Consider the following 24,902-nt stretch of genomic DNA (forward strand, 5'->3'; position numbering starts at 1 on the left):
CGGCAACGGGTGTCTACCGAAGGAGGAGGGGATCAGCGCACCATGGGCATCGACCGGCGGGTTCACACCGTCTCGTCGTATTCCACCTTGGGAACGTCGATCCAGTTTTCCGGCTGGCCCTGGCTCTTCTTCCAGAACAGCACCGGCAGGTCGGCGTTCAGCACGCGGCCCAGCACGGCACCGCGCGCCTTCATCGTCTCCTTGTATTCCGCCGTCTCGACGATGCGGACGCCGTAGCCGGGGATGCGGTCGGCGGCGAGGACGGGATTCAGCGCGTTCTTGAACTTGCGCAGGTCGTTGTCGGAGCCGACGCGCTTGCGCAGCGGCTCCAGCGCCATCCAGAAGGCATGGCCGCGGGCGAGGTGGGCGCGCGCGATCTCGTACAGGCGCTTCTCCACCGGCTTCAGCGCGAAATACTGGTCGTCGTAGCTCAGCAGATTGTGGCCCAGCGCCGCGCGGGTGACCCAGCCCGACAGCGTCAGCTTCAGCCCGCGCACCGCCCGCTCGCCGTCCTTCTTGCGCTGGTAGAGCAGCTTGTAGTCGGAAATCCACGAGAAGGCGCCGCTCTCGCCCTCGCCGCCGGTTTCCAGGTTGGTCTTGATCTGCGTGCCCTGGAGCCGTTCCAGCGCGCCTTCGATCTTGTCGTAGGCGCTGCCGCCGGCGGTCTTGCCGACGATGCGCTGGAGGTCGCTGGTGGTGAAGTGCAGCTCGCCCAGCTTGGAGCCCTTGCCGGAGTCCATCTTCTCGCGCAGCAGCGAGATGGCGTAGAGCAGCACCGCCTTGTCCCAGATCGTCGCAACGCCGACATTCTTCGGCGCCCGCACCTCGATCCGCACCTTCCCGTCATCGTAGGTCGGCAGCGATTCCGCCTTGTCCTTCGACAGGCCGAACAGGCTGTAGACCATCATGTGGCGGTCGTTCTGCACATCGCCGGTCAGCGGTGAATCGAGCCGCAGAGCCAATTGCAGCGGCCGGTCGAGCAGCTCGGCGTTGATGGTCTGGGTCATGCGATCTCTCCGCTGGTCCCGGGCGGCCTCAAGTGGGTAGAACCCATAATCCACAAGCCTGCCGCCCGGTTCCACACTGCCGGGCCAAACGTCGCCGTTCTGCCGAAAGATTCCCGCGGGCAGCGCCGAATGCCCGGTCGAATGTCGCCGTTCTGCCAGTTTTTGCCGCCGGTGGCGGGGGAGGGCCGTCGGACGGGAGCCGGACGCGGATTCGGCGGGGGCCGGAGCCGCTCCGGCCGGCCCGCGGTGGCGGCAACGTCTGCGTTCTGCCGTGCCGGGGAGGAACGGGGCAGGGGAGCATCAGATCAACATATTGATTTTCCTTGGTTATTACATGGCTTGGGGTCGAGGGATCGGGCGGGAAGGCCCCTGGGGAGGGCATCGACTGGCAGAACGGCGACGTTCGGACGATCCGCCGAAGGGCCGATTCCCACCCGATTCTCCGCCGATTCCATAGCGGGGAGGGGAGGGGAGGGGTGGAATCCGCTCCATCATTCGGCAGAACGGCGACGTTCGGCTGGGCCATCCCATCCGCCCAAGCCGCCGACGGCCAAGAATCTTTCGGCACAACGGCGACGTTTGGAGCCGAATCTTTCGGCACAACGGCGACACTTCGACCCGGACGGACGGAGGAGCGGTGCTGCAAGTGCTTGATTCCTCCGCAAGAATCCAGGCAGGCGTCCGCGAAATGCCGTCCACCGGCGATTCTTCCAAGACCGTGGACAGACGCGCAACGCCACGTACACATTTCAAAAAACGGGCGAAAACCGCCCTCATGCCGTCGTCGTGCGCCCATGCCAGCTCCTGGCCGGCGCCACGCGCCGGTGTGACGGGCGGTATTCGGTCCAGGCAACGTGAATCTCAGACAACCTGAATCTCAGGCAACCCGAAGAGGGCATCGTGACGGAGAGCATCATGACGTAGCGGAGGACCGACCTCCGGAAACACAAAAGGCCCGGATTGCTCCGGGCCCTTCGTGTCGGACGGAGGAGACCGAGGAAGACCCCGGGCACCCCACATCTGGCGGTTTGGCGACTCCATGATGGCAGGGCAGGCCCGCAAAGCCAAGCGGATTCACTGCGAATCCGTTGACGCTCTTCCTTTGTCTTCACCCGTCCCAGGGATCGACCGACAGACGGGTAATGCAATGAAGCCATACATCGACATGTACAGGCGCTGGATTGCCGTGCCCGGCATCCAGGCCGCCGACATCGCGGTGTTGTCCGCGCTCTATGCCCATGCCGACCGCGACGGTGTCTGCACCGCCACGCAAGGCGAGCTGGCCGAGGAGCTTGGGCAAAGCCGCGCCTGGTTCAATGCCGTGCTGAAGGGCCTGCAGGAGAAAGCCGCGCAGGACGCTCCTTCGGGCACCGCGGCGGCGCTGGTCTGCGCCAAGCCGCGGCGAGGCCTGCGCGGATTCGCCTATCAGCTGGCGGGAATGGAGGGCTTTACCGCCGGCATGTCCTGTCAGCCGGCTGACAGCAGCGGTTCGCCGGCCGACATCTCCATAGACTCCCAGAATCCTGAATCCTCCTCCTCCCTCCAGGGCGGGGGCCTCCAGAGCGGGGGGATGGGTCGGCAGGACGAGGCGTTGCCTGCCGGCTGGCAGCCCGATGCCGCCGATCTGGCCTGGGCGGCCCTGGAGCGTCCGGAGGTCGATGCCGGCCGGGTGACGGCGAAGTTCGTGTCCTGGTGCCGCAAGGCCCACCGCCGCAACGGCTACCGCCCGCCGGATCCGGGGGCCGCATGGCGCCGCTGGATCGCCCGGGAGCTGGTGGCCCCGGTGGAGCAGCCAGCCGAACAGCCTTTCGTCCAGTCCTCCACCGCCCAACCCCGCCGGGAGCCCCGCAATGACCGTCGCCCCGAACTTCGTGCCGAACTCCGAAGCGGTGGCCTGCGTGCCGGCCCTGCGTCCGATGCCGCCGGCCGCAACCGCGATACCCTCGCAGCCTTGCGGCTTCGCCTCGCTGGCCAGGCTTGACGCCGCGGATCTGCGGTTCGAGACCCAGGATCTGGCGCCCGACGAGATCGGGGCGCTCGCCGACCGGGTCGAGCAGGCCATCGGCACGCTGACCCCGCCGATCGGCATCGAGAATGTGCTGATCGGGCTGGAGAAGCTGGCCGACCGCTTCGCGCTGGAGCTGCCCGACGCCGACCTGCTGGAGGCCGATGTGCGGGCGATGGCGGACTGGCCGGCCGACCGCTGGATGGCGGCCTTCGATGCGGTGTGGGCGGCTTTCCGCAGCGGCTGGAGCCGCTTTCCGACGCTGGGCGACTTCCGCGAGGCGCTGGGCGCCCTGCCGCCGGCGGTGGAAAGCCGCGCCGCCGACGATCTGCGGCGGCTGGCGGGCCGTCTGCGCCAGGAACAGCAGCTGCGCGCCCGCACCGAGGAGCAGCGCCGCCGCACCCGCGCCCGCGAAGCCGCCCTGGCCGACCGGCAGCGCGAACTGGCGCTTCAGCGCGCAGCCGAACCCCTGCCCGAACTCCCGCTTGTCCGGGGGCCGGTCGACCAGCATTATCCGCCGGACCACCAGAGAGTGCCGCCAGCGGATGAAACCGAACCATCGCCCGCCACATCGCCCGGCCGGGACCGCCGACGCACAGGCGCTGCTGACCCGTGCCGTCACCCATCATCAGACCGGGCAGCTGGCCGAGGCGGCGACGCTCTACGAACAGGTGCTGAAGCGGCTGCCGCAGCAGGCGGACGCGCTGCACCTGTCGGGGCTGATCAAGGCGCAGACCGGTGCGGTGACGGAGGGGATCGAGCGGATCCGGCAGGCGGTGAAGGCCGACCCGAGCCAGCCGCTCTTCCATGCCAATCTGGGCCGTCTGCTGGAGGCGGCGGAGCAATGGGAGGATGCGGCGACTGCCTTCCGCTCGGCGGGCCGTCTGGCGCCGCTCGACCCGTCGCTGCCGCGGATGGAGGCGGCGGGCTGGACGCGGCTGGGCCGGCAGGAGCCGGCGGCGCAGGCGCTGCTGCGGGCGATGGGGCTGGAACCGGCGGATGCCGGCACCGCGGCGGATCTGGGCGACGCGCTCTACGATTGCGGGCGCTTCCTGCCGGCCGCCGACTGGTACGGGCGGGCGGCGGCGCTGGAGCCGCACCGGATCCTGGCGGCCTTCAACCGGGGAGCCGCCCTGCGCGACGGCGGCCGGATCGCCGGGGCGGCGGCGGCCTTCCGGGCGCTGGCGGGACGGGCGCCGGAGATGGCGGAACCGCTGGAGCAATACATGCAGCTGTCCCGGCAGCTGGGCGGCAACGGAGCCGCTTGGGCGGCGGCCCGCCGGCTGCTGGCGCTGGTGCCGGCGCAGGCGGCGGCGGTCCGCAGCCTGGGCGGTTCCGGGACCGGGCCGGCGCAGGAGCCGGTCTGGCTCGCACGGCTGGCGCGGCTGGACCCGCTGGCCGAGGATGTGGTGCTGGCGCTGGCCGGCCGGCTCTATGGCCGGCGGCGGATCGCGGCGGCGGAGCGGGCATACCGCCACGCGCTGGCGCTGAGGCCGGACTCCGGCCTTGCGCTGTCGGGGCTGGGACTGGCGCGGGCGACGCTGGGGATGGCGGGGGCCGTGCCGGCGGTGCTGCGTGCGGTGCGGGTGGCGCCCGACGATGCGGCACTCGCCGCCAATGCCGGATCCGCCTTCCAGCTGGCCTTGCAGCCGGAGGCGGCGCTGTCCTGGCACCGGCGGGCGCTGGTGCTGACGCCCGACGATGTGGCGGCCTGGGTCAACATCGGCACCCTGCTGCTGGAGGCCAACGCGGCGGAGGAGGCGATCCCGCCGCTCGACCGCGCCAGGCGGCTCGGCGAAATCGCGCAGGACATGGACCAGCTGGCGCTCGCCAACTCCAATCTCGGCGTCGCCCGGATGGCGCTGGGGCTGCATGGGGAGGCGGTGGCGGCTTTCCGCGCGGCGCTCGACCGGACGCCGGACGACGCGGCGATCCGCTCCAACATGCTGTTCTGCCTGTGCTTCGACGACCGGGCCGATCCGGTCGAGGTCTTCCGCGAGCATCGCGCCTTCCAACGCCATCTGCCGGCGGTCCCGGCCGTTCCCCATGCGGTGGAGAGCCGCGACCCGGAGCGGCGTTTGCGCGTCGGCTACCTGTCGCCGGATTTCCAGCGCTATCCGGGGCCGGGCTATCACTTCCTGCTGCCGCTGATCGAGGGGCACGACCGCGGGAGGGTCGAGGTCACCTGCTACCACAACGACCGCAGCCGCGATGCCACCACCGAGCGTTTCCAGGCGGCAGCCGACCGCTGGCGCGACGTGGCGGTGCTGACCGACGAGGAACTCGACCGCCGGATCCGGGAGGACCGCATCGACCTGCTGGTCGATGCCGGCGGCCACATGTCGCGCAACCGCATGGCCCTGATGGCGCGCCGCCCGGCGCCGGTTCAGGTCAGCCTGCCGCTCTATCCCAACACCACCGGCCTCGACGCCGTCGATTACCAGCTCGCCGATCCCCGCCTGGCGCCGCCGGGGGCGGACGCGCTGCATGCGGAAAAGCTGATCCGGCTGCCGGGCTGCGTGCTGTGCTACCGCCCGGCGGACTCCGCCTTCGCGCCGCCGATCCAGCCGCCGCTGGAGCGCCGCGGCCACATCACCTTCGGGTCCTTCAACAACATCACCAAGGTGAACGCCGCCACCATCGCGCTGTGGGCGCGGCTGCTGGCGCTGGTGCCGACGGCGAAGCTGGTGCTGAAATGGCGGGGCTTGGGCAGCGGCGGCGGTGCCGACCGGCGCCTGCTGGCCGCCTTCGCCCGGCACGGCATCGCGGCGGAGCGGCTTGAGCTGCGCGGCGTCACCCCGGATCCCTATCAGGATTACGTCACCATCGACGTGGCGCTCGACCCCGTCTTCGCCAATGGCGGGACGACGATCTGCGACGCGCTGTGGATGGGCGTGCCGGTGCTGAACCGGACCGGGCCGACGCTGATCGGCCATTGGGGGGCGACCCTGCTGGACGCCGTCGGGATGGCGGCGCTGGTGACGCGCGACGACGAGGCCTATCTGGCGCAGGGCGTCCGGCTGGCGACCGACCGCGCCTTCCTCGACGCGCAGCGCGGGGATTTGCGCGAGCGGATGCGGCGGTCGGCCCTGATGGACGAGACCGGCTATGCCCGCGCGGTGGAGGCCGGCTATCGCACGGCGTGGCGCCGCTGGTGCGCCGGGTTGCCGCCGGTTGCGTTCGATATGCCGGAAGGGGAGGGGCGGTGATGAGCGTCTGCGATCTGGCGGCCGTCCGCAGCATCCTGGTCGTCAAGCTGGACGAGGCCGGCGACTTCGTGATGGCGACCCCCTTCCTGCGGGCCTTGCGCGCCGCCGCCCCGCAGGCGCGCATCCTGCTGGCGGTGCGCGAGGCGGTGGCGGATCTGGCCCTGACCTGCCGCTGGGTCGACGGGGTGGTGGCGCCGCGGCCGAAGGAGGGCGGCGGCATCGATTTCCGCGGCATCACCCCCGGCGGGCTGAAACTGTTTGCCGAATGCTACCGCGCCGGCTTCGATCTGGCGCTGGTGCCGCGCTACGACTTCGACCGCCATGACGCGACGACGCTGGCCGCCAACAGCCGGGCAAAGCTGGTCGCCGGTTTTTCCGAGCGGGTCACGCCGTGGAAGGCCGACGGCAACCAGGGCTTCGACCGCGCCTATGGGCTGGCGCTGGCCCCGCCGCCGGGGCGGCACGAGGTGGAGCAGAACGCCGCCCTGCTGGAGGCGCTCGGCGCGGGAGCGGATCCGGGGCCGCTGGAACTGGCGCTGATGGCGGAGGACAGGGCGGAGGCGCGGGGGCTTCTCGGAGTTGGTGCTGGGGATGGCCGGCCGCTGATCGTGGTGGCGCCGGGGGCGGCCAGCCCGCGCCGCGTCTATCCGGCCGAGCGGCTGGCCGCGGCGGTCTCCGCCGTCGCGAGCGCGCTCGATGCGCGGGTCGCCGTGCTGGGCACCATGGAGGAACGGCCGGCTGCCGGCGCGCTTCTGGCGGCACTGCCGGGACGGGCCATCGACCTGACCGGCGCCACCCCGCTGCGCGTTGCCGCGGCGGCGATGGCGGAGGCGGCGCTGGCGATCACCATGGATTCCGCCCCGGCCCATCTGGCGGCAGCGGCCGGGGTGCCGGTGGCGGTGTTCTCCTGCCATCCCATCGGCGGCGATCCCAACCATTTCCACGCGCCGGAGCGCTTCCGGCCCTGGACCGGCGGGCGGGAGGAGCGGGCGCTGGTCCTGCGGCCCGAGGCGGCGGTGCCGCCCTGCACCATGTCCTGTCTGGCGGCCGAGGCGCATTGCATCGCCGACATCGATCCGGCCGATGCCACGCGGCGCATTCTGGACATGCTGGCTGCGACCATGGGAGAGCGGGGATGAGCGACCCCATCATCCATGTCAGTTTCCCGTAGCCGCCGGACGCCTATCCGAAGACGCATGCACTGGCATGCCCAGCTCAGCCGCGATGTGTTCGATGCGCGGGCGGGCTTCTCGCCCTGGCGCGTGCCGCTGGAGCTTGGTCTATCACGGCGGCCCGCGGAAGAACTCGGCGGAGCTGATCCAGATCCTGCGCGACATCGGCTTGCAGGAGAACACCGACTTCAGCGTCGCCGCCCATGTGCCGAAGGGACGGGCCGACCTGATGGCCCTCCTGCGCCAGAATTTCCTGATCGTCGGCAACACCTCCTACTCGAAGACCGGGCCGATCAACATGATCGAGTATCTGCTGTCGGGCTTCGCCATCTACGGCCATGACGACTGGTGGGACGGGGCGGGCAACCCGCGCTTCGGCTGGTCCTACGACCCGGCGGCGCAGGAGACGAACCGGGAGAACCTGCGCCACATCTTCCACGAGCTGGGGCCGGCCGGTCTGGCCGCCGAACGCGACCGCGTGCGAACGGCGTTCCTGGAGCGCAGCGACAATGACTGGCCGGCGCTGCTCGGTCCCCTTTGCGATCACGTGGAGGCGCTGCTGGACAGCGACCATCCGGGGCGCATTGGCGGTTGAGTCGGCTGCGACAGGCCAAATCGTTAAAGTTGCTTTCGAGTTGGAAAGCCTGCCACGGTTCAGAGAGCTGTCGCATATGCCTCCCTCTCCCGGGGCTTTCAGCGGATCTTCGATCCGCCTGACGCCGTCAGTACAAACTTCGTTTGTGCGAGAGGCAGGAGAGGGCATTTCCCCGCCGCAAGTGGGAGATAGGGGTCTGAGTAGCAGCGGACCAGAAAACCTACATAAGGATTTCACGGTTTGTCGTCTGGATTGGCAGTTGTTTCGGGATTTTTAGGATTGGCCGTGCTGCGTAACAACAAAACGGGGTTTGTCGGACCATATGTGACCGGTAGCCGCCATCGTAGTGATAGGCCGAGCGGTGAAGCCGCAAAGCCGTCGTCAGCTCGGGCACAGACGTAACTGGTCGATATGAGAGGATTGAAAATGGCCGAAGATGCTGGCGTGATAGCTGTGGACCATACGGGATTCTCGGTCGCCTCGTTGGAGGAGGCGATCCAGTTTTGGACTGAGGCGATGGGTTTCGACCTTGCTCGCCGAGGAGAGATGGGTGGGGAGTTTCTACGGGAGGCCACGGGGGTTGACGATCCGCGCTGCCGAATGGCGCTGGTGACGGCTCCAAACGGCTACCCTGTCGAACTCCTCGAATATTCGACAGGCCGTACGCTGGGCCAGACACCTCGTAGCGCAGGTGCGATCGGCGCCGCGCACATCGCCATCACGGTTGCGGATATCCGCAAGGCGATCGCGCGGGTTGAGACGGCGGGGTGGGCAGTGAAGGGTTCGCCGCAGCCGATACCAGCCGGCCCCCGATGCGGAACAATGGTCGCGTACATCTCCGGTCCGGATGGTATCACCATCGAACTGATGCAGCCGCCCGTTCAACATTCCCGCGTCGTGTAACGCCCCTTCGGTCCGGGAAAGCTCCTTGTGCAGGTTTTCTGTTCCGTTGCTACCCAACCCCCGAGATACGCAGGAGAAAAGAAAATGGGCGGATCCACGATCAGGTGGATCCGCCCGAGGCGAGGAGACTGAAAGCCGGTACCCGAACGTGCCTGTAAAGGCACCGGCACTCCGAAAGGCCCGGCTGCGCAGGACAGTGCAGCCAAGCCATCCGAACCGAGCGTCTCCTATCTCTGTGACAGGGTTACCCGGCGATCAGGCCGCGCAGCTGCCGATTTGCGACAGCCAGCATGGCGAGATCGACCGCCGGCTGGGCGCGCAGTTCGGCCAGAAGCTGTTCGACCCGCTCGACCACCAGATTGCGGGTGGCGATCCAGCCATCGACCGCCGCGGCCTCGTCGCCTTCGCTTTCCAGCACGCGCACGGTCAAGGCGCTCTGGTGGGCGAACAGGTCGTCGACGATGGCGGCGACCGCCTGACGCTGCCAGTGGTTGTCGACCTTCGCCGTGCTGGCGCGGTCGCGCAGCCATTCCAGGCCGAAGCGGCGGCCAAGGCCGAAATAGACCGAGGCGACGCCCTCCACCGCGCGGCCGGTGCGCTCGGCGATCCGCACCAGATCGGGGGCGGCGGCGAGAACCGGCAAGGCGGCGATGCGGCGGGCCAGATCCTCCGGCACGCCCTGGGCAATGGCGTCGGCGATGCGGGTGGCGAGGCGCGAGGACTCCTCCTCGTCGAGGAAGCGGTCCAGCCCGGCGGCCAGAGCCTCCACCCCCGGACGGAAGGCGGCGGACTCGCGGCCCAGATCCAGCGGGTGCGGGCTGTGGGCCAGGAACCAGGCCACCGCGCGGTCCAGCAGGTGGATGGTCTCCAGCATCAGCGCCGTCTGCAAGGCCGCCGGCACGACGGTGTCGAGCGCGTCGATGGCGTCCCACAGCGGGCGCAGCTGGAACACGTCGCGGGCGATGGCATAGGCGCGGGCGACATCCGCCGGGCCGAGGCCGGTCTTCTCCACCATGTCGCGGACGAAGGTGGGACCGACGCGGTTGACCAGGCTGTTGGTGACGGCGGTGGCGATGATCTCGCGGCGCAGGCGGTGGCGCGAGATCGCCTCGCTTTGGCCGTCCCGCAGCGGCTGCGGGAAGTAGCGCAGCAGATCCTCGACCGTCGCCGGATCGTCCGGCAGCTCCGAGGCCAGCAGATCGTCGTACAGCGTGATCTTGGCATAGGCCAGCAGCACCGCCAGCTCCGGCCGGGTCAGGCCGCGGCGCTCGGCCATCCGCTGGGCCAGCTCCTCGTCGGTCGGCAGATACTCGATGGCGCGGTTCAGCCGGCCGTTGCGCTCCAGATTGCGGATGAAGCGCAGCTGGGCTTCCAGCAGGCCGGCCCCTTGCGCCTCGGCGATGGTCAGGGCCTGGGTCTGGCGGTAGTTGTCGGCCAGCACCAGCCCCGCCACCTCGTCGGTCATGGCGGCCAGCAGGGTGTCGCGCTGCTTCAGCGTCATGTCGCCGCGCGCCATGACGTCGCCCAGCAGGATCTTGATGTTCACCTCATGGTCGGAGGTGTCGACGCCGGCCGAATTGTCGATGGCGTCGGTGTTCAGGCGGACGCCCTTGCCGTCGCGGCCCTTCTGCGCGGCCTCGATGCGGCCGCGCTGGGTGACGCCCAGGTTGGCGCCTTCGCCGACCACCTTGGCGCGGATCTGGCCGCCATCGATGCGCAGCGCGTCGTTGGCCTTGTCGCCGGCCTCGGCGTTGGTCTCGGTCGCGGCCTTGATGTAGGTGCCGATGCCGCCGAACCACAGCAGATCGACCTCGGCGGTGAGCAGGCGGCGCATCAGCTCGACCGGCGACAGGTGGGCCTGCTCGATGCCGAAGCGGGCGCGGACCTCCGCCGTCAGCTCCACCGTCTTGGCGCTGCGCTCGACGATCATGGCGCCGGCGGAGAGCTTGGAGCGGTCGTAATCGGCCCAGGAGGAGCGGGGCAGGGCGAACAGCCGGTTGCGCTCTTCCCAGCTGGTCGCCGCATCGGGATCGGGGTCGAGGAAGATGTGGCGGTGGTCGAAGGCGGCGAGCAGCCGGATGTGGCGGGACAGCAGCATGCCGTTGCCGAACACGTCGCCCGACATGTCGCCGACGCCGACCACGGTGAAGTCGGTGGTCTGGATGTCGGTGCCCATCTCGCGGAAATGGCGTTTCACCGATTCCCAGGCGCCGCGGGCGGTGATGCCCATCACCTTGTGGTCGTAACCGGCCGAGCCGCCGGACGCGAAGGCGTCGCCCAGCCAGAAGCCGTGGTCGATGGAAACGCCGTTGGCGATGTCGGAGAAGGTGGCCGTGCCCTTGTCGGCGGCGACCACCAGATAGGGATCGTCGGCGTCATGGCGCACCACGTCCTTCGCCGGCACGACGGACCCGTCGGCGGCGAAATTGTCGGTGATGTCCAAGAGGCCGCGCATCAGAATCTTGTAGCACTCGATGCCTTCGGCGAGTGCCGCCTCTCGGCCGGCGCCGATGGGCGGGGGACGCTTGACGACGAAGCCGCCCTTCGAGCCGACCGGCACGATGACGGTGTTCTTCACCATCTGCGCCTTCATCAGCCCTAGGATCTCGGTGCGGAAATCCTCGCGGCGGTCGGACCAGCGGATGCCGCCGCGCGCCACCTTGCCGCCGCGCAGATGGACGCCCTCCATGCGCGGGCTGTAGACGAAGACCTCCACCCACGGGCGGGGCAGCGGCAGCTCCTCGATGGAGCCGCTGTCCAGCTTGAAGGACAGGTGCGGCTTGGGCGCCCCGTCCGGCCCGGTCTGATAGGCGTTGGTGCGGAGTGTGGCGCGGATCAGGTTGACGAAGCGGCGCAGGATGCGGTCGTCGTCGAGGTTGGTGACGGCGTCCAGCGCGGTCTCGATCTGCTCAAGGATCGGCGCCTCTTCGACAAGGTTCTTCGGATCGAAGCGGGCGGCGAACAGGCGGGACAGCAGGCGTGCGGTCTGCGGGTGGGCGGCCAGCGTCGTCTCGATGGTGTCCTGGGCGTAGGCGAAGCGGGCCTGCTTCAGGTACTTGGCGTAGGCGCGCAGGATCGTGACCTCGCGGCCGGCCAGACCGGCGCGCAGCACCAGACGGTTGAAGCCGTCATCCTCCATCCGGCCGTCCCAGATGTCGGCGAAGGCGTCCTGGAAGGTCTGCTTGACCTTGACGCAGTCGACCGGCAGACCATTCTGGGTGCGGGCGGCGAAGTCGTGGATCCAGACCGACTGGGCCGGAGTGGAACCGCCGGCCGGGCGGACCTCGTAGGGCTGCTCGGTGATCACCTTCAGGTCCATGTGCTCCAGCATCGGCAGCACGTCGGACAGCGGCACCGGCCGGCCCTGGTGGTAGATCTTGACGTGCAGCTCGTCGCCGTCGGCCTCCAGCGGGTGGAACAGCACGATGCCGAGCCGCTGTTCGGTCAGGGCCCGTTCGATGCGGTCGATGTCGTGGACCGCGGTTTCCGCCGGGAAGGTCTCGCGGTAGCCGGCTGGGAAGGCGTCGGCGTAGCGGCGCAGGCGGGCGTTGCCGGTCTCCTCGCCATGGGCCTCGACCAGCGCGTCGCGCATGCGGTCGGCCCAGCTGCGGGAAACCTGCACCAGCCGCGCTTCGATCTCGCCGATGTCGACGGGGGGAAGCTTGCCCGGCTCCGTCTTCACCATCAGGTGCAGGCGGGCGAGCGCGCTGTCCGACAGCTGGGTGAAGTAGGAGGTGCAGGTGCCGTGGAAGGCGGATTCGAGGACCGACTGGATCTTGCGGCGCAGCGCGGTGTCGTAGCGGTCGCGCGGCACGAAGACCAGCGCGGAGACGAAGCGCTCGAACGGGTCGCGGCGGACGAACAGAGCGAGGCGCTGGCGTTCCTGCAGGTAGAGGATGCCGACCGCCGTCTCGAACAGCTCGTCCGACGGGGTCTGGAACAGCTCGTCGCGCGGGTAGGTCTCAAGGATGTTCAGCAGCGCCTTGCCGTCATGGCCCGACGGGTCGAAGCCGGCGCGGGTCATCACGCGGGCGACCTTGCGGCGCAGGAACGGGATCTCGCGCGGGCTGCGGTTGTAGGCGACCGAGGTGAAGAGGCCGACCGCCAGCGTGACGCCGACCACCTTGCCCTCGCCGTCGAAGCGCTTGACCAGGATGGCGTCGAGCGGGACCGAGCGGTGGACGGTGGCCTGCCGGGTGCCCTTGGTCACCAGCAGGGCGCGCGGCTGGTGCAGGAAGGCACGGATTTCCTCCGGCAGCACGGCGGCGTGGCCGTGCTCGTCGAACACGGTGATCTCCGGGGCGCGCAGCACGCCCAGCCCGCTGCCCTCGACCAGCTCCAGCCAGGGCTCCTGGCCGGCGCCGCCGATGGTGGCGGTGTAGAGGCGGCTGCCCAGCAGGGTCATGTTGCCGTCGTCGATCCAGCTCAGGAAATCGGCCGCCTCCTGCGATTCCTCGGCGTCGGGGGCGTGGGCGATGTCGTCGCGGGCGGCGCGCACGCGCTCGCGCATCGGCATCCAGTCCTCGACCGCGGCGCGGACGTCGGCCAGCACCCGCTCGATGCCCTCGCGCAGGCGGGCCTGGGCGGCCGGGTCCGACAGCGGGTCGATGGAGCAGTGCATGAAGGATTCGTCATGCGCGCCGTCGGCTTCCTCGCCGGGCTCCAGCAGCTCGACGATGCGGCCGTCGGTGTCGCGGACGACGCGGGTGACGGGATGGATGATGAGGTGGACGGTGACGCCCTGCCGGTTCAGCTCCGCCGTGACGGAATCGACCAGGAAGGGCATGTCGTCGTTGACGATCTCCACCACCGAGCGTTCGGCCTGCCACCCGTGCTCGTCCAGACGCGGCGCGTAGACGCGCACCTTGGGCCGGCCTGCGGTGCGCTGCTGGCCCCATTGCCACATGGCCAGTGCCGCGCCGTAAAGCTGTTCCGGCGTGCTGCGCAGCAGGTCGTCGGGGGGCACGTTGGCGTAGAAGCGCTTCACGAAGCGCTCCGCCCGCGCGTTCGGAACCCGGCTGCGCACCAGTTCGGCCAGTTGCTGCCGCAAGTCGCCTGCCAGATCCTTCGTCGCCGTACGCATGATGGTGGTTTTCTCCTCTCGGGTTTTTCGGGCGTGTCTGCTTTGAACGCGTTTTTCTTTTGATTGGTAGTACCACCCCCCCGACGACTTTTCGACGGCAAATAAACGGCAGGATTTCTGACCAAGCGGCGATTCGCACTCCTTTTGGGGTATTTGTCCAAAGATTCGGACAACCCAGTCACATGTTTGCCGAATTTATCCATAGCGCATTCACATCCCCGCCATGGCTCCGCCATCGCCGATGCCGCGGCAAAGGCGCACAGCGCCCATCCGCCGCATCCGGCGGTGGACGGATCGGTGCGCCGGGAGGGAGGAAGCCGACTCGAGTCGGCGGGAGGGGGCGGAACCGGCAAACCGGCGGAAATTCAGGAAAACCGACGGGAAAAAAGGTAAGCGATACTGTCCTAACGGCGTTTCAGATCGGCGCCGGGGCGTTTTCGGACAAGCTATCGACAAGCCGGCGGGCGTGGGCGGAAAGATCGGCAAAATTCCGGGCGCACAGCACCAGCAGGCGGGGCGCCCAGGGGTCGCTCAGCGGCATGACCCGCAGGCCGCCGCTGTCGAGCGCCCGCAGGGCTGCGGTCTCCGGCACGATGCCGACCCCGACCCCGCGTTCGACCAGCCGGCAGAGTGCCACCGGTCCGCGCACCCGCACGCGGTAGGACAGGCTGCGGCCGGCGCGGGTGGCGTGGCCGTTCAGATAGTCCTGCAGGGCGCTGCCGGCGCTGAGGCCGACGAAGGGTTCGTCCAGCAGGTCGGCGAAGGAAATCCGGTCGTGCCCGGCCAGCCGGTGCGACAGCGGCAGCACGGCGACCAGCCGGTCGCTGCGGAAGGGGCGGGTTTCCAGCCCGCCGAGATCGACCATGTCGGCGACCACGCCGAGGTCGGCCAGCCCGGCGGCCACCGCCTCGACGATGGCGTGGCTCGGCCGCTCCTCCAGATCGATGTCGATGCTGGGATTGTCGGCGAGGAAGCCGGCGAGCGCGTCGGGCAGGAATTCGTTGATCGCCGCGGTGTTGGACAGCAGCCGGACATGGCCCTTCAGTCCCTTGGCGTATTCCGCCAGCTCGCCGCGCATGCGTTCCAGCTGGTGGAGGACGAGGCGGGCATGGTGGACCACCGCGCGGCCGGCCGGTGTGGGGCGGACGCCGCGGCGGAAGCGCTCCAGCAGCGGGATGCCGAGCGCCTCCTCCATCCCGCGCACCCGCGCGCTGGCCGACGCAAGCGCCATGGCGCTGCGCTCCGCCCCGGCGGTGATGCTGCCGGTCTCGACAATGTGCAGGAACAGCCGCAGGTCGGTCAGGTCGAAGCGCATGGTCTGTCTGGATGGAACCATAAAGTGTTACGAGAGCACCCATATAACGCACTCGCTGGAACCATAAAATAGTTCGCCACAACCGTGCTCGGAATGGACTAGCGAAGTGTTTTTGGTTATGTGGAAATTCAAAAATATACAATTCATTTTTGTGAAATTGCTGTGGCGATCAACGTTCTGTTCCTGAATTTCAGTCGTCCAGTTTTGGCTCACCTATATTTCAAAGTCTGCACAAGAAAATTGAAAGCATTTGAATGTTATAATAATAAATTTGCATCGATAAAAGGTGCTCTGAGAGAAAGTTTACCAAAATTCCGTGATCTTAATTACTATATTCCCATCAAAAAATCTGTAAGTTAGCATATCATGGACCCGGTATGCCAAATTCTGTTGATAATTCCCGTAAGTCTATCACTGATGACAAGTTTTTTGCGGAAAAAAACAATTATCCTTCCGATAAATGCTTTTTGCGGGAGGCTGCTATGGGATGTGACGCCACATTGCGTGTCTCTGGTGCTCGCGCCTGCTTTTCATGCGCCGAGTTCAAGACTGAGCGTTCCTCCTATCCGGTTATCACGCCATCTGCCGCCCGCGGAATTTTTGAAGCTGTTTATTGGCGTCCCAGACTGCGTTGGATCATCGATCAAATTCATGTGCTCAAACCGATTCGCTTCCAGTCGATGACGCGCAACGAAATCGGTGACCGCGTCTCGGCTATTTCCGTACGCCATGCAAAGCAGAGCGGTGACATTCAAAGTCTGCCGCGGAACGCCGCGGACATCCGGCAGTGCCGAGCCACGACCTTTTTGGTTGACGTTGATTATTTGATTTCCGCTCGCCCTATCTTGGCACCCGCGAGTTTCCAGCCGATGTCGCGCTGTGGGAGGGGCCATTGCCTGAGCACCAATTGCCCGATGACCAGCGCGACCGTGATCTCGGCCCGATGCTGCTCGACATCGACTACGCCAACAATCACGCCGCCCGGTTTTTCCACGCTATTCTGCGCGACGGTGTCATCAGCGTTCCACCCTTTGTTACGGCGGTGCGGCCATGACGGTCCTCGCCTCTCTCACCTCCCATTACGGTCGGCTGGAACGTCGTTGCGATGTCCCGTCCTTCGGTTTCACGCGTGAACGCATTGCCTTCGGGCTGGTGCTATCGGCAGACGGCGAGCCCGTCGCCTGTGACGACCTCCGCCTTTCCACTGACGGACGGAACCGCGGCGGCGGGCAGGCGATGACGGTCCCACGCTCCTTCACGCGATCCGGCATCAAGCCCCGGCCCTTCTTCCTCTGGGACAACAGTCACTTTGTTCTCGGGCTCGGCAGCCCGCCGGAGGGCACGGAACCATCCGCTCACCCTGCCCGTGCCGATGCCTTCCGTGATTGGCACGAGCGGCTGCTGGATGGCACCGAGGATCCCGGCCTCCTGGCGGTTCAGCCTATGAGGCCAGTCTGCGCCAGCGTGGCAGCCTGACGATCTGGTTCTGTGATGAGGCCATTCAGGCTTGGCGCGCCGCCCCGCGGACTACTCGTGGCGGACAGCCGCGCTATTCAGCCGTGGCAATCGAGACGGCGCTGACGCTGCGGGCGCTCTTCCATATGGCCTTCCGCCAGACTGAGGGGCTGATTGGCTCGCTGATGCAGTTGCTCCAGCTCGACCTGCCGGTGCCGGACCACACCACCCTGAGCCGCCGCGCCCGCACTCTGGCCGTGCCAATTCGTCCGTGGACCGCTGGCCCATGGCACCTGCTGGTCGACAGTACGGGGCTGAAACTCAGCGGACCCGGGGAGTGGCTGGTCGAGAAGCACGGTTCCAAGACGCGCCGATCCTGGCGCAAATTCCATGTCGGCGTCGATGCCGGCACGGGGCAAATTGTCGCTCTGGCGTTGACGACGCCCGATGTCGACGACGCCTCGCAAGTCGGCCCCTTGCTTGATCAGGTCAACGCTCCGGTAGAGGTGCTGATCGGCGACGGCGGCTACGACCGAACCGACGTGTACGCAGCCGTGTCCGCCTGCCACCCGGAAGCGGCGGTGATCGCCCCGCCGCGGCGCGATGCGGCCCTCAGCGCCACCGCGGAGGCGGCGCCGACCCAGCGCGACCGCCATCTTCTGGCGATTGCCGAGACCGGCCGCATGGCTTGGCAGCGAACGTCCGGCTACAACGCGCGGGCCAAAGCGGAGGCGGCGATCGCGCGCTACAAACAGGTCATTGGCGATCGCCTGCGCGCCCACAGCGACGACGGGCGGCGTACCGAGCTCATGATTGCGGCCAACCTGCTCAACTGCATGTTCGGTTTAGCACGCCCGAGCTATGTCCGCGTCTCTTGAAAAGACCGGAACACGGGTTCCGTCCGTCCCCGCTCACCTCGATGCACCACGGTGGCACATGCGCCCTTTTCGCGACAAGGGCGGCCGACGCCGCCCCCCCAGGTTTCAGGCGGCGTTGAGGGTGGGAATCTCGGCGAGATCGGCGGCCATCTCGCGGCCAAGCCGATCAAGGTCATGCTTGGCTTGAAGGTTGAGCCACAGCTCCGGCCCGTTGCCGCACAGCTTGCCCAGCCGCAGGGCCATGGCCGGGGTGACTGGCTGTTCTTCCCTCAGAAGGGCATGCAAGGTCTGGCGCGACACGCGCAAGAGCTTGGCAACCTCAGTAACGGGCCGATCCAAAGCCGGGAGTACGTCCTCGCGCAGGAGAGCGCCGGGGTGGAGCGGGGCAAGGCCGCGCCGCAGAGGGGTTTCAGTCATCAGTGATAATCCTCCAGATCGACAGCGATGGCGTCGGGAGCGTCCCATGCGAAGGTGACGCGCCAGTTGGCAGTGACCCGCACGGACCAGCGTGGCGGAGCGCCTTCCAGCCCATGGAAGTAAAAGCCGGGCAGATTCAGATCCTCCGGCTTTCCGGCGGCATCGAGCGCCAGCAGGATGCGGCCAAGGCGGGCAATGTTGGCTGCCCCCTGGATTGGCAGCTTATCCGCCTTGCCGGTCTCGAAGAAGCGCCGGAGCGCCTTGTCTTGGATGGTACGGATCATGGGTGTAAAGTGGTGGTTTACACTCGGTGTGTCAATGGAATTCTGTAAGGCATAGCTTTACACATTGGTCATGCACCCCCCCGACCGCTCCCTTTCGCAACATCCTTTCAGCGGGAGGATCCTGCAGCGCGTATGCCCGCATGCGTGCAAAATCCGATCCTCAACGGCATGCCGGCGCGGTGATCCCCGGGGCGGGGCGGTCGACGCCGGGATGTGCAGAACCTGGAGGAAGCAGCGGCCGGCCGGGGGCGGCGGCTTGTGAGGCAAAACGGCATCCGTCGAAGCTTCAGGCGAGGGCCGGGTTCACTCCGGCAACCCAGCCAGTCTCAGCCCCTCCGCAAACCGCGTGATATCCTCGGGACGGTGGATCGGCAGCCACTCCTTGAGCGTGGAAACGCGCAAGGTCGGGTCGAGTGCGCGCAGCCCCCGCATCGCTTGCCGCGCGTCCTCCATCCGCCCGGCGAGCGCGTGGCTCGCCGCCGTCAGGGCGATAGCGACCAAGAGGCCGGGCAGGTTCCCCAACGCCTTGTCCGCCCAGGCTGCGGCGCAATCGTAGCGCCCGGCGAAGAAATGCGCGAGCGCCGTTCCTGTCTGCATCCGAAACATCTCCGGATCCAGCGGGCTCAGGCGGGCGGCATGGGCGAAATGCTCGCTCGCGCTTTCCGTTTCACCGCGGAAAGCGCGCAGGTAGCCGCCGAGGAACCAAGCCGGGGCGAAATTTGGGTTGAGCAACACGGCGCGGTCGATGAGCGCGATGCCGCCATCGAGATCGGCAACGAAGTGACCGAGCGCGTGCCCGGCTCTCGTCAGGGCGACCGCGTCGTCGCGGCCGAACTCCACCGCCAGCCGCGCCAGCCGGACCCCCTCGGCGATTTCCCGAGGCCGATCGGTCATCCAACCGTTCACCTTGCGCCAGAGATGGCACCAGGCCGCCCCGCCATAGGCCGATGCGAATTCCGGGTCGAGTTCGGTCGCCTTGTGGAACAGGGGCAGCGCCGCGTCGATCGCCTCGCGGGTTCCGCTGTGCAGCTTCGCCGTGCCGCGGAGATAGTACTCGTAGGCGTCCAGGCTTTCCGTCGGCTTGCGCTTGGCGCGCTCGATCTCCGCCCGCTCGAGCTGCGGCGAGATCGCGCCGACGACGCTTTCGGCGATCCGGTCCTGCAATTCGAAAAGGTCGTCGAGCATGCCCTCGAAACGCTCCGCCCAGAGATGCGTCCCGCTCGTCGCGTCGATGAGCTGCCCGGTGATGCGCACCCTGTTCCCAGCCTTGCGGATGCTGCCTTCGAGCACGTAGCGGACGCCCAGTTCACGGCCGACCTCCGTCACATCCACCGCCCGGCCCTTGTAGGCGAAGCTCGAGTTGCGCGCGATGACGAACAGCCAGCGGATGCGCGACAGGGCGGCGATGATGTCTTCCACCACCCCGTCGGCGAAATAGTCCTGCTCGGGGTCGCCGCTCAGGTTCTGGAAAGGCAGCACGGTGATCGAAGGCTTGCCCGGCAGGGCCGGACCGGACGGTGTCTCCTTGCCTTCGCCGGACGCGCGGCTGGCGATTTCCGCTCCGCCAGGCTGCCGTGTCTCCCCGGTCGCGCCGCCTTCGATCGCCCCGCCTTCGATCGCCCCGACGAAGCGGAACCCCTTGCGGGGGACCGTGCGGACCAGGCGCTGCTCATCGCCGCTGTCGCCGATGGCCTTGCGGACCGCGTTGATGTGGCTGGTGATGGTCGATTCCGAGACGATCCGTCCGTTCCACACCGCCTCCAGCAGGTCGTCCTTGCTGACGACGCGGTCGTGGTTGCGGACGAGATGCAGCAGCAGGTCGAAGACCTGCGGGCCGACACCCACGACCTGCCCGCGCAGGGTCAGTTCCCGGCGCTCCTGATCGAGCACGCACTCTCCGAACGTGAACCGCAAGGTCGCCATCTCCCCCGGGCCGATCCCCCTCGGCTCCTTGTCCGGGGCGACGGGTGAACGCTCCATGCCAGTGATAGCACAGCGGCGCATTGCCGGCTGCACCGTTCGCGTCAAGGCGCGCCGCATGGCTTCCTTGGACGGAAAAGCAAGCGTTCTTGAACGGCAATCCAAGCCCGCCGCAAGGACTTCCCCGGTACGCCCAGGCATTCTCCATCCCATCGGCGGCGCTGGTTCCCGTCGAGAAAAGCGGAGAGACCCCATGAAGATCGTCGTCATTGGAGGCACCGGCCTCATCGGATCGAAGCTGGTGAAGACGCTGCGCGAACGCGGCCACGATGCGCTCGCAGCCTCCCCGAAGACGGGGGTGAACACCATCACCCGCGAGGGTCTGGCCCAGGCGATCGACGGAGCCGCCGTTGTCGTCGACGTGGCGAACGCGCCGGTGTGGGAGGACGAGGCCGTCCTCGACTTCTTCGAGACCTCGGGCCGCAACCTGCTCGCCGCCGAAGCGGCCGCCGGCGTCCGCCACCACGTCGCCCTCTCGATCGTCGGCAGTGAACGGCTTCCCGACAACGGCTATTTCCGGGCGAAGCTCGCCCAGGAAAGCCTCGTCAAGGCGTCCGGCATTCCCCACACCATTCTGCGCGCCACGCAGTTCTTCGAATTCGTCGGCGGGATCGCGCAGTCGGCCACCGTCGGCGGGGAAATCCGCCTGTCGCCGGCGCTGATCCAACCGATGGCCTCCGACGACGTGGTGGCGGCGCTCGCCGACGTCACCCTCGCGCCGCCGGTCGGCGGCACGCTCGAGGTCGCCGGTCCGGAGGCGATCCCGCTCGACGATCTGGTCCGGCGCTTTCTGCTGGCGACGAAGGACACGCGCAAGGTCGTGCCGGACATCCACGCGCGCTACTTCGGCGACGTTCTCAACGATCAATCGCTGACCCCCGGCCGGAATCCCCGCCTCGGCACCATCCGGTTCGAGGACTGGCTCGGCCAGCAGACCGAGCGCTGACGGACTTCGAAAACACCCCTGCGGCGGCCATGGGCCGGCGAAGCGGCTATCGCAATCGATCATATCCAGGAAAGGTAAAGAACATGGCACGCTTGGCTTGGCACGAGGTCGCGCCCAATGGCGCGAAGGCTCTGTTCGGCGTTCATCAGTACGTCACGAAGAGCACCAACCTGCCCGAGGAACTCATCCATTTGGTGTTCCTCAGGGTTTCGCAGATCAACGGCTGCGCCCACTGCATCGATCTGCACAGCCGCGACCTCCGCAAGACGATGTCGGTCGACAAGGTCACGCTGGTGCCGGTGTGGGAAGAGGTGCCGCATTTGTTCTCCGATACGGAGCGCGCGGCCCTGGCCTGGGCCGAGGAGGTGACCCGCGTCAGCGAAACCCACGCGTCGGACGCCGCCTATGCGGCGGCATCGGAGGCGTTCGAACCGAAGGATATGGTCGATCTCACCATCGCCATCGCCGCGATGAACGCCTTCAACCGGATGGGTGCCCCCTTCCGTCTCCCGGTGGCCGCCAAGGCCTGAGCGGATGCGGAGGGGAGCGGCAGCGATCGGCCGCCGCTCCCCTCCGGCGACACCCCGACGCGGCGGTGGCGGCCGGTCACACCCAACAGGGAATAAGGGAATGGACAGGATCGAGGGCAGGGGGGCCGCCGTCGCTGACGCAAGCGTCACCGGCGACCGTTCCGCGGTCGGCGCCGCCGCGGCGCCCCCCGGCAAAAGAAGGACCGCGGGCGTGCTGCTGTGCCTCGGAGCCGTGCTGGCCGCGACGGGCGGATGGTTCTGGGCTGGTTCGAACGGCGGGACGGCGACCGACAACGCCTATATCCGCGGCGACGTGACCTCGCTCGCCCCCAAGGTTGCCGGCTACGTCATGACCGTCGAGGTCGAGGACAACCAGACCGTCAGGGCGGGCGACGTCCTGTTCCGGATCGATGACCGCGATTACCGCGCGCGGCTTGCCCAGGCGTTGGCCAACCTTAACGCCGCCTGGGCCCGGCTTGCCGACGTCGATGCGGAGACCCGGCTTCAGTACGTCCTGATCCGGCAGGCCGAAGCCCAGGGACGGTCGGCCATGGCCGAGATGACTCTCGCGGCCAAGGCCTACGACCGCCGCCGCGAACTGATCCGCGGCAACGCCGTCAGCCAAGCCAACCTCGATGAAAGCGACGCGGCGCGCTTGAAAGCCGAGGCAGGCGTGTCGGCCGCCTCGGCGGCGGTCGATGCCCAGCAGCAGCGCCTCGCCGTCCTGGCGGCGCAGCGCGACGCCGCCGCCGCCGCCGTGGCCCAGGCTGAGGCGGCGCGCGACCTCGCCCGGATCGATCTCGAGAGCACCGTGGTGCGCGCGCCGGTCGGCGGCGTCATCGGCAACCGCCAGGTCCGTGTCGGCCGCCTCGTCGCGCCGGGCGCCTCCCTGCTCGACATCGTTCCGGTCGACGATGTGTGGGTGGTGGCGAACTACAAGGAAACCCAGCTCGAACACATCCGGCCCGGTCAGCGCGCCCGCGTCACCGTCGACGGTTATCCGGACGGGACGCTCGACGGCGTGGTCGACAGCCTCGCGCCCGGCAGCGGGTCCGCCTTCAGCCTGCTGCCCGCGGACAACGCGACGGGGAACTTCGTTCGCGTCGTCCAACGCGTGCCGGTGAAGATCCGGCTCGTCGGCAACCGGCTGCCCGGCCGCCTCGTGCCCGGCCTGTCGGCGCGTGTCGAGATCGCCAAGGGAGTTGCCCAGGGAGGCGACCGATGACCGCCGCCCCCACCACGGCTCCCGCCGCCATGCCGGTCCGCGAGGGGGCTGCGGCCGAAGTTTTCCTCGTCGCCGGCATCCTGCTCGCCACACTGACGGAGGCTGTCGCCGGCACCGTCCTGTCGCTCGGGCGCGGCGACATCATGGGCGACACGCATGCGACCCCCGACGAGTTTGCCTGGCTGGACATCGGATACACCACGCTCAAGCTCATCGGCTTCATGGCCGCCCCCTGGCTGACGGCCCGCATCCCTCCGCGCGGAGTGGTCGTTGCCTCGACCCTGGTCATGGGCATGGCGTGCGGCATCGCCGCTCTGACCGATCGGCTGGACCTGCTGGTCGCCCTTCGCGCCATCCAGGGCTTCGCCGGCGGCATCCTGCTCGTCGGGGGACAGGCGATCCTTTTTCTCGCCTGCCCCCGGTCCCGTCAGCCGGTCCTTCAAGCCCTGTTCGCCATGGGAGCCGTCGTCGCTCCCGCGACCATCGCCCCCGCCTTCCAGGGGTGGCTGCTCGACAGCCAATCCTGGAACTGGATCTTCTTCAGCGTCTTTCCGCTGGCCCTGGCGGCAGCGGGACTGCTGCTGATCGCCGACGGGCCGATGCCCGCCGCGACCGCGCCCCGTCTTTTCGATGGGATCGGCTTCGCTTTGATCGCCGTCACGTTCTTCTGCGTCACCTGCGTCCTCAGCCAGGGCAGCCGGTGGGACTGGTTCGAGGAGCCCCGCCTCCTGTGGCTGGCCGTGACCGGCGGAGCCGCCCTGCTGGTCTTTCTGGCCCAGCAAGCGTCGATGAAGGGCCGGGGGTTGCTCGACGTCTCCCCCTTCGCATCGGACGCCTTTTCCTTCGCCTTCATCGTCAGCTTCGTCGCCGGAGCCGCCCTGTTCGGAAGCGCATTCCTGATTCCGTCTTTCGCCCTGTCCGTTCTCGCCTTCACCCCCACCGAGGCCGGTCTGCTTCTGTTGCCGAGCGGCGCGTTTTTCATCGGCTCGCTCCTGATGGTCGCCTTTCTGATTCAGGTGCGCCGCGTCCCCCCGTTCGCGACGGTGCCTTTCGGCATCCTCGCGATCATGGCCGCCATGTGGATGCTGTCCGGCTCGACCGCCGAGAGCGGCGCCGGCGATATGATGGCGACGATCCTGCTGCGCGGCCTGGGTCTTGGCTTGCTGTTCCTGTCGATCACCCTGATCGCTTTCGGCACTCTCGACCGCCGGAATTTGGCGGCCGGAATCGGCCTCTTCAACATAGGGCGCCAGCTCGGCGGCCTGATGGGAGTCGCGGCGCTCCAGACCCTGATCGACCATGACGTCGCGGCCAACGCCGCGGTCCTCGGCGCCCACCTCACCGCGGGCGGCCCCATGCTCATCGAGCGGCTGACGACCACCGCAGCCGCGCTGACGGCGAAGGGGCTGGAGGCGGGGGCGGCGAGCCGGGCCGCGACGAGCCTTCTGGGCCGGTCCGTGACGGGTCAGTCTACGGTGATCGCCTTCGACACGGCGTTCAACGCCGTCGCCCTGCTCTTCGTCATCGCCGCCCCCGTGCTGATCGGCATCAAGATCGGCCTTTCCCGCCGTAGGATGGCGCACGCGGCGCGGTATCGCCGCGCCGGCAATGAAGCCCGATAGCCGCTGCGGGCACCGGCAGGCGGGCTGATTGACCGGGGTGGCGCCAGCGGCGCCCAGCCCGTCACCATGGGTACGGTGCTCATGCCGCGGGGCCTCCTTTTCGCGACACTCTGATCCGCCTGGATCAGAGCGTCCGCTTTGCCACCCTTTGACGGACAGGAATGTGAGGGTTGCTGATACTCGGAATTAAAAGCCCCAGTGCGCCACCGCAAAGCCAACGCCCATAGACGTGGCGGAGAGACACTCACGAAGGATCGGCCAGGAGTGGTTTGATCG

General features: G+C 68.1%; 17 protein-coding genes and 1 pseudogene. 12 read left to right on the plus strand and 6 right to left on the minus strand.

Annotation, left to right across the window (positions count from 1 at the left end; genetic code table 11):
• Positions 1-62: 62 nt before the first annotated feature.
• Positions 63-1,007: a replication initiator protein A gene (locus TSH64_RS34195; protein WP_109451914.1), complete on the minus strand. Its 945-nt coding sequence runs from the start codon at positions 1,005-1,007 to the stop codon at positions 63-65.
• A gap of 1,147 nt (positions 1,008-2,154) precedes the next feature.
• Between TSH64_RS34195 and TSH64_RS34200 the strand changes: the two genes are divergently transcribed.
• The 5 genes from TSH64_RS34200 to TSH64_RS34220 all read left to right on the plus strand — a co-directional run bounded on the left by TSH64_RS34200 (position 2,155) and on the right by TSH64_RS34220 (position 8,891).
• The gene (locus TSH64_RS34200; RefSeq protein ID WP_109451917.1) at positions 2,155-2,988 is read left to right on the plus strand and encodes a MarR family transcriptional regulator; all 834 of its coding nucleotides are present in this window, start codon (positions 2,155-2,157) and stop codon (positions 2,986-2,988) included.
• Positions 2,989-3,557: 569 nt separating this feature from the next.
• Positions 3,558-6,221 (plus strand): tetratricopeptide repeat protein, encoded by a 2,664-nt coding sequence (locus TSH64_RS34205; protein ID WP_282188145.1) that lies wholly within the window; start codon positions 3,558-3,560, stop codon positions 6,219-6,221.
• A complete protein-coding gene (locus TSH64_RS34210; protein WP_109451921.1) occupies positions 6,221-7,360 on the plus strand; it encodes a glycosyltransferase family 9 protein in 1,140 nt (379 codons plus the stop codon). Before TSH64_RS34205 ends, TSH64_RS34210 begins: the two co-directional genes overlap by 1 nt.
• Before the next feature lie 136 nt (positions 7,361-7,496).
• Positions 7,497-7,988, plus strand: coding sequence for a hypothetical protein (locus tag TSH64_RS34215; protein WP_146208104.1), 492 nt, complete (start codon positions 7,497-7,499; stop codon positions 7,986-7,988).
• A gap of 426 nt (positions 7,989-8,414) precedes the next feature.
• On the plus strand, positions 8,415-8,891 hold the full coding sequence (locus TSH64_RS34220) for a VOC family protein (RefSeq protein ID WP_109451923.1): 477 nt from the start codon (positions 8,415-8,417) through the stop codon (positions 8,889-8,891).
• A 244-nt stretch (positions 8,892-9,135) separates the two neighbouring features.
• On the opposite strand, the gene TSH64_RS34225 is transcribed toward TSH64_RS34220, so the two are convergent.
• Complete coding sequence (locus TSH64_RS34225) at positions 9,136-13,974, minus strand: NAD-glutamate dehydrogenase (protein WP_109451925.1); 4,839 nt, start codon at positions 13,972-13,974, stop codon at positions 9,136-9,138.
• A gap of 415 nt (positions 13,975-14,389) precedes the next feature.
• The gene (locus TSH64_RS34230; RefSeq protein WP_109451927.1) at positions 14,390-15,289 is read right to left on the minus strand and encodes a LysR family transcriptional regulator; all 900 of its coding nucleotides are present in this window, start codon (positions 15,287-15,289) and stop codon (positions 14,390-14,392) included.
• A 482-nt stretch (positions 15,290-15,771) separates the two neighbouring features.
• On the opposite strand from TSH64_RS34230, the pseudogene cas5 reads away from it, so the two are divergent.
• The 3 genes and pseudogenes from cas5 (at position 15,772) to TSH64_RS34245 (ending at position 17,622) form a co-directional block, all read left to right on the plus strand.
• A pseudogene (cas5, locus tag TSH64_RS34235) lies at positions 15,772-16,343 on the plus strand (CRISPR-associated protein Cas5).
• Entirely contained in the window at positions 16,340-16,765 is a 426-nt protein-coding gene (locus TSH64_RS34240; protein ID WP_109453332.1) for a type I-C CRISPR-associated protein Cas8c/Csd1, read from the plus strand. The pseudogene cas5 and the gene TSH64_RS34240 overlap by 4 nt, the downstream one beginning before the upstream one ends.
• A complete protein-coding gene (locus TSH64_RS34245) occupies positions 16,675-17,622 on the plus strand; it encodes an IS5 family transposase (protein ID WP_109451929.1) in 948 nt (315 codons plus the stop codon). Before TSH64_RS34240 ends, TSH64_RS34245 begins: the two co-directional genes overlap by 91 nt.
• A 105-nt stretch (positions 17,623-17,727) precedes the next feature.
• Here the strand turns inward: TSH64_RS34245 and TSH64_RS34250 are convergent, their stop codons facing one another.
• The 3 genes from TSH64_RS34250 to TSH64_RS34260 all read right to left on the minus strand — a co-directional run bounded on the left by TSH64_RS34250 (position 17,728) and on the right by TSH64_RS34260 (position 20,363).
• Positions 17,728-18,039 (minus strand): HigA family addiction module antitoxin, encoded by a 312-nt coding sequence (locus TSH64_RS34250; protein WP_109451931.1) that lies wholly within the window; start codon positions 18,037-18,039, stop codon positions 17,728-17,730.
• A complete protein-coding gene (locus TSH64_RS34255) occupies positions 18,039-18,323 on the minus strand; it encodes a type II toxin-antitoxin system RelE/ParE family toxin (RefSeq protein ID WP_109451934.1) in 285 nt (94 codons plus the stop codon). The genes TSH64_RS34250 and TSH64_RS34255 overlap by 1 nt, the downstream gene beginning before the upstream one ends.
• Before the next feature lie 303 nt (positions 18,324-18,626).
• Positions 18,627-20,363: a winged helix-turn-helix domain-containing protein gene (locus TSH64_RS34260; RefSeq protein WP_247873329.1), complete on the minus strand. Its 1,737-nt coding sequence runs from the start codon at positions 20,361-20,363 to the stop codon at positions 18,627-18,629.
• Between the two features lie 133 nt (positions 20,364-20,496).
• Between TSH64_RS34260 and TSH64_RS34265 the strand changes: the two genes are divergently transcribed.
• The 4 genes from TSH64_RS34265 to TSH64_RS34280 all read left to right on the plus strand — a co-directional run bounded on the left by TSH64_RS34265 (position 20,497) and on the right by TSH64_RS34280 (position 24,626).
• Complete coding sequence (locus TSH64_RS34265) at positions 20,497-21,249, plus strand: SDR family oxidoreductase (protein WP_109451936.1); 753 nt, start codon at positions 20,497-20,499, stop codon at positions 21,247-21,249.
• Positions 21,250-21,332: 83 nt separating this feature from the next.
• Positions 21,333-21,779 carry a carboxymuconolactone decarboxylase family protein gene (locus tag TSH64_RS34270; RefSeq protein ID WP_109451938.1) on the plus strand — a complete coding sequence of 149 codons (447 nt, stop codon included), beginning with the start codon at positions 21,333-21,335 and terminating at the stop codon, positions 21,777-21,779.
• Positions 21,780-21,879: 100 nt separating this feature from the next.
• Positions 21,880-23,004: an HlyD family secretion protein gene (locus TSH64_RS34275; protein ID WP_109451940.1), complete on the plus strand. Its 1,125-nt coding sequence runs from the start codon at positions 21,880-21,882 to the stop codon at positions 23,002-23,004.
• On the plus strand, positions 23,001-24,626 hold the full coding sequence (locus TSH64_RS34280) for an MFS transporter (RefSeq protein ID WP_199237737.1): 1,626 nt from the start codon (positions 23,001-23,003) through the stop codon (positions 24,624-24,626). The genes TSH64_RS34275 and TSH64_RS34280 overlap by 4 nt, the downstream gene beginning before the upstream one ends.
• Positions 24,627-24,902 lie beyond the last annotated feature (276 nt).

This window comes from Azospirillum sp. TSH64, assembly GCF_003116035.1.
Classification (GTDB): domain Bacteria; phylum Pseudomonadota; class Alphaproteobacteria; order Azospirillales; family Azospirillaceae; genus Azospirillum.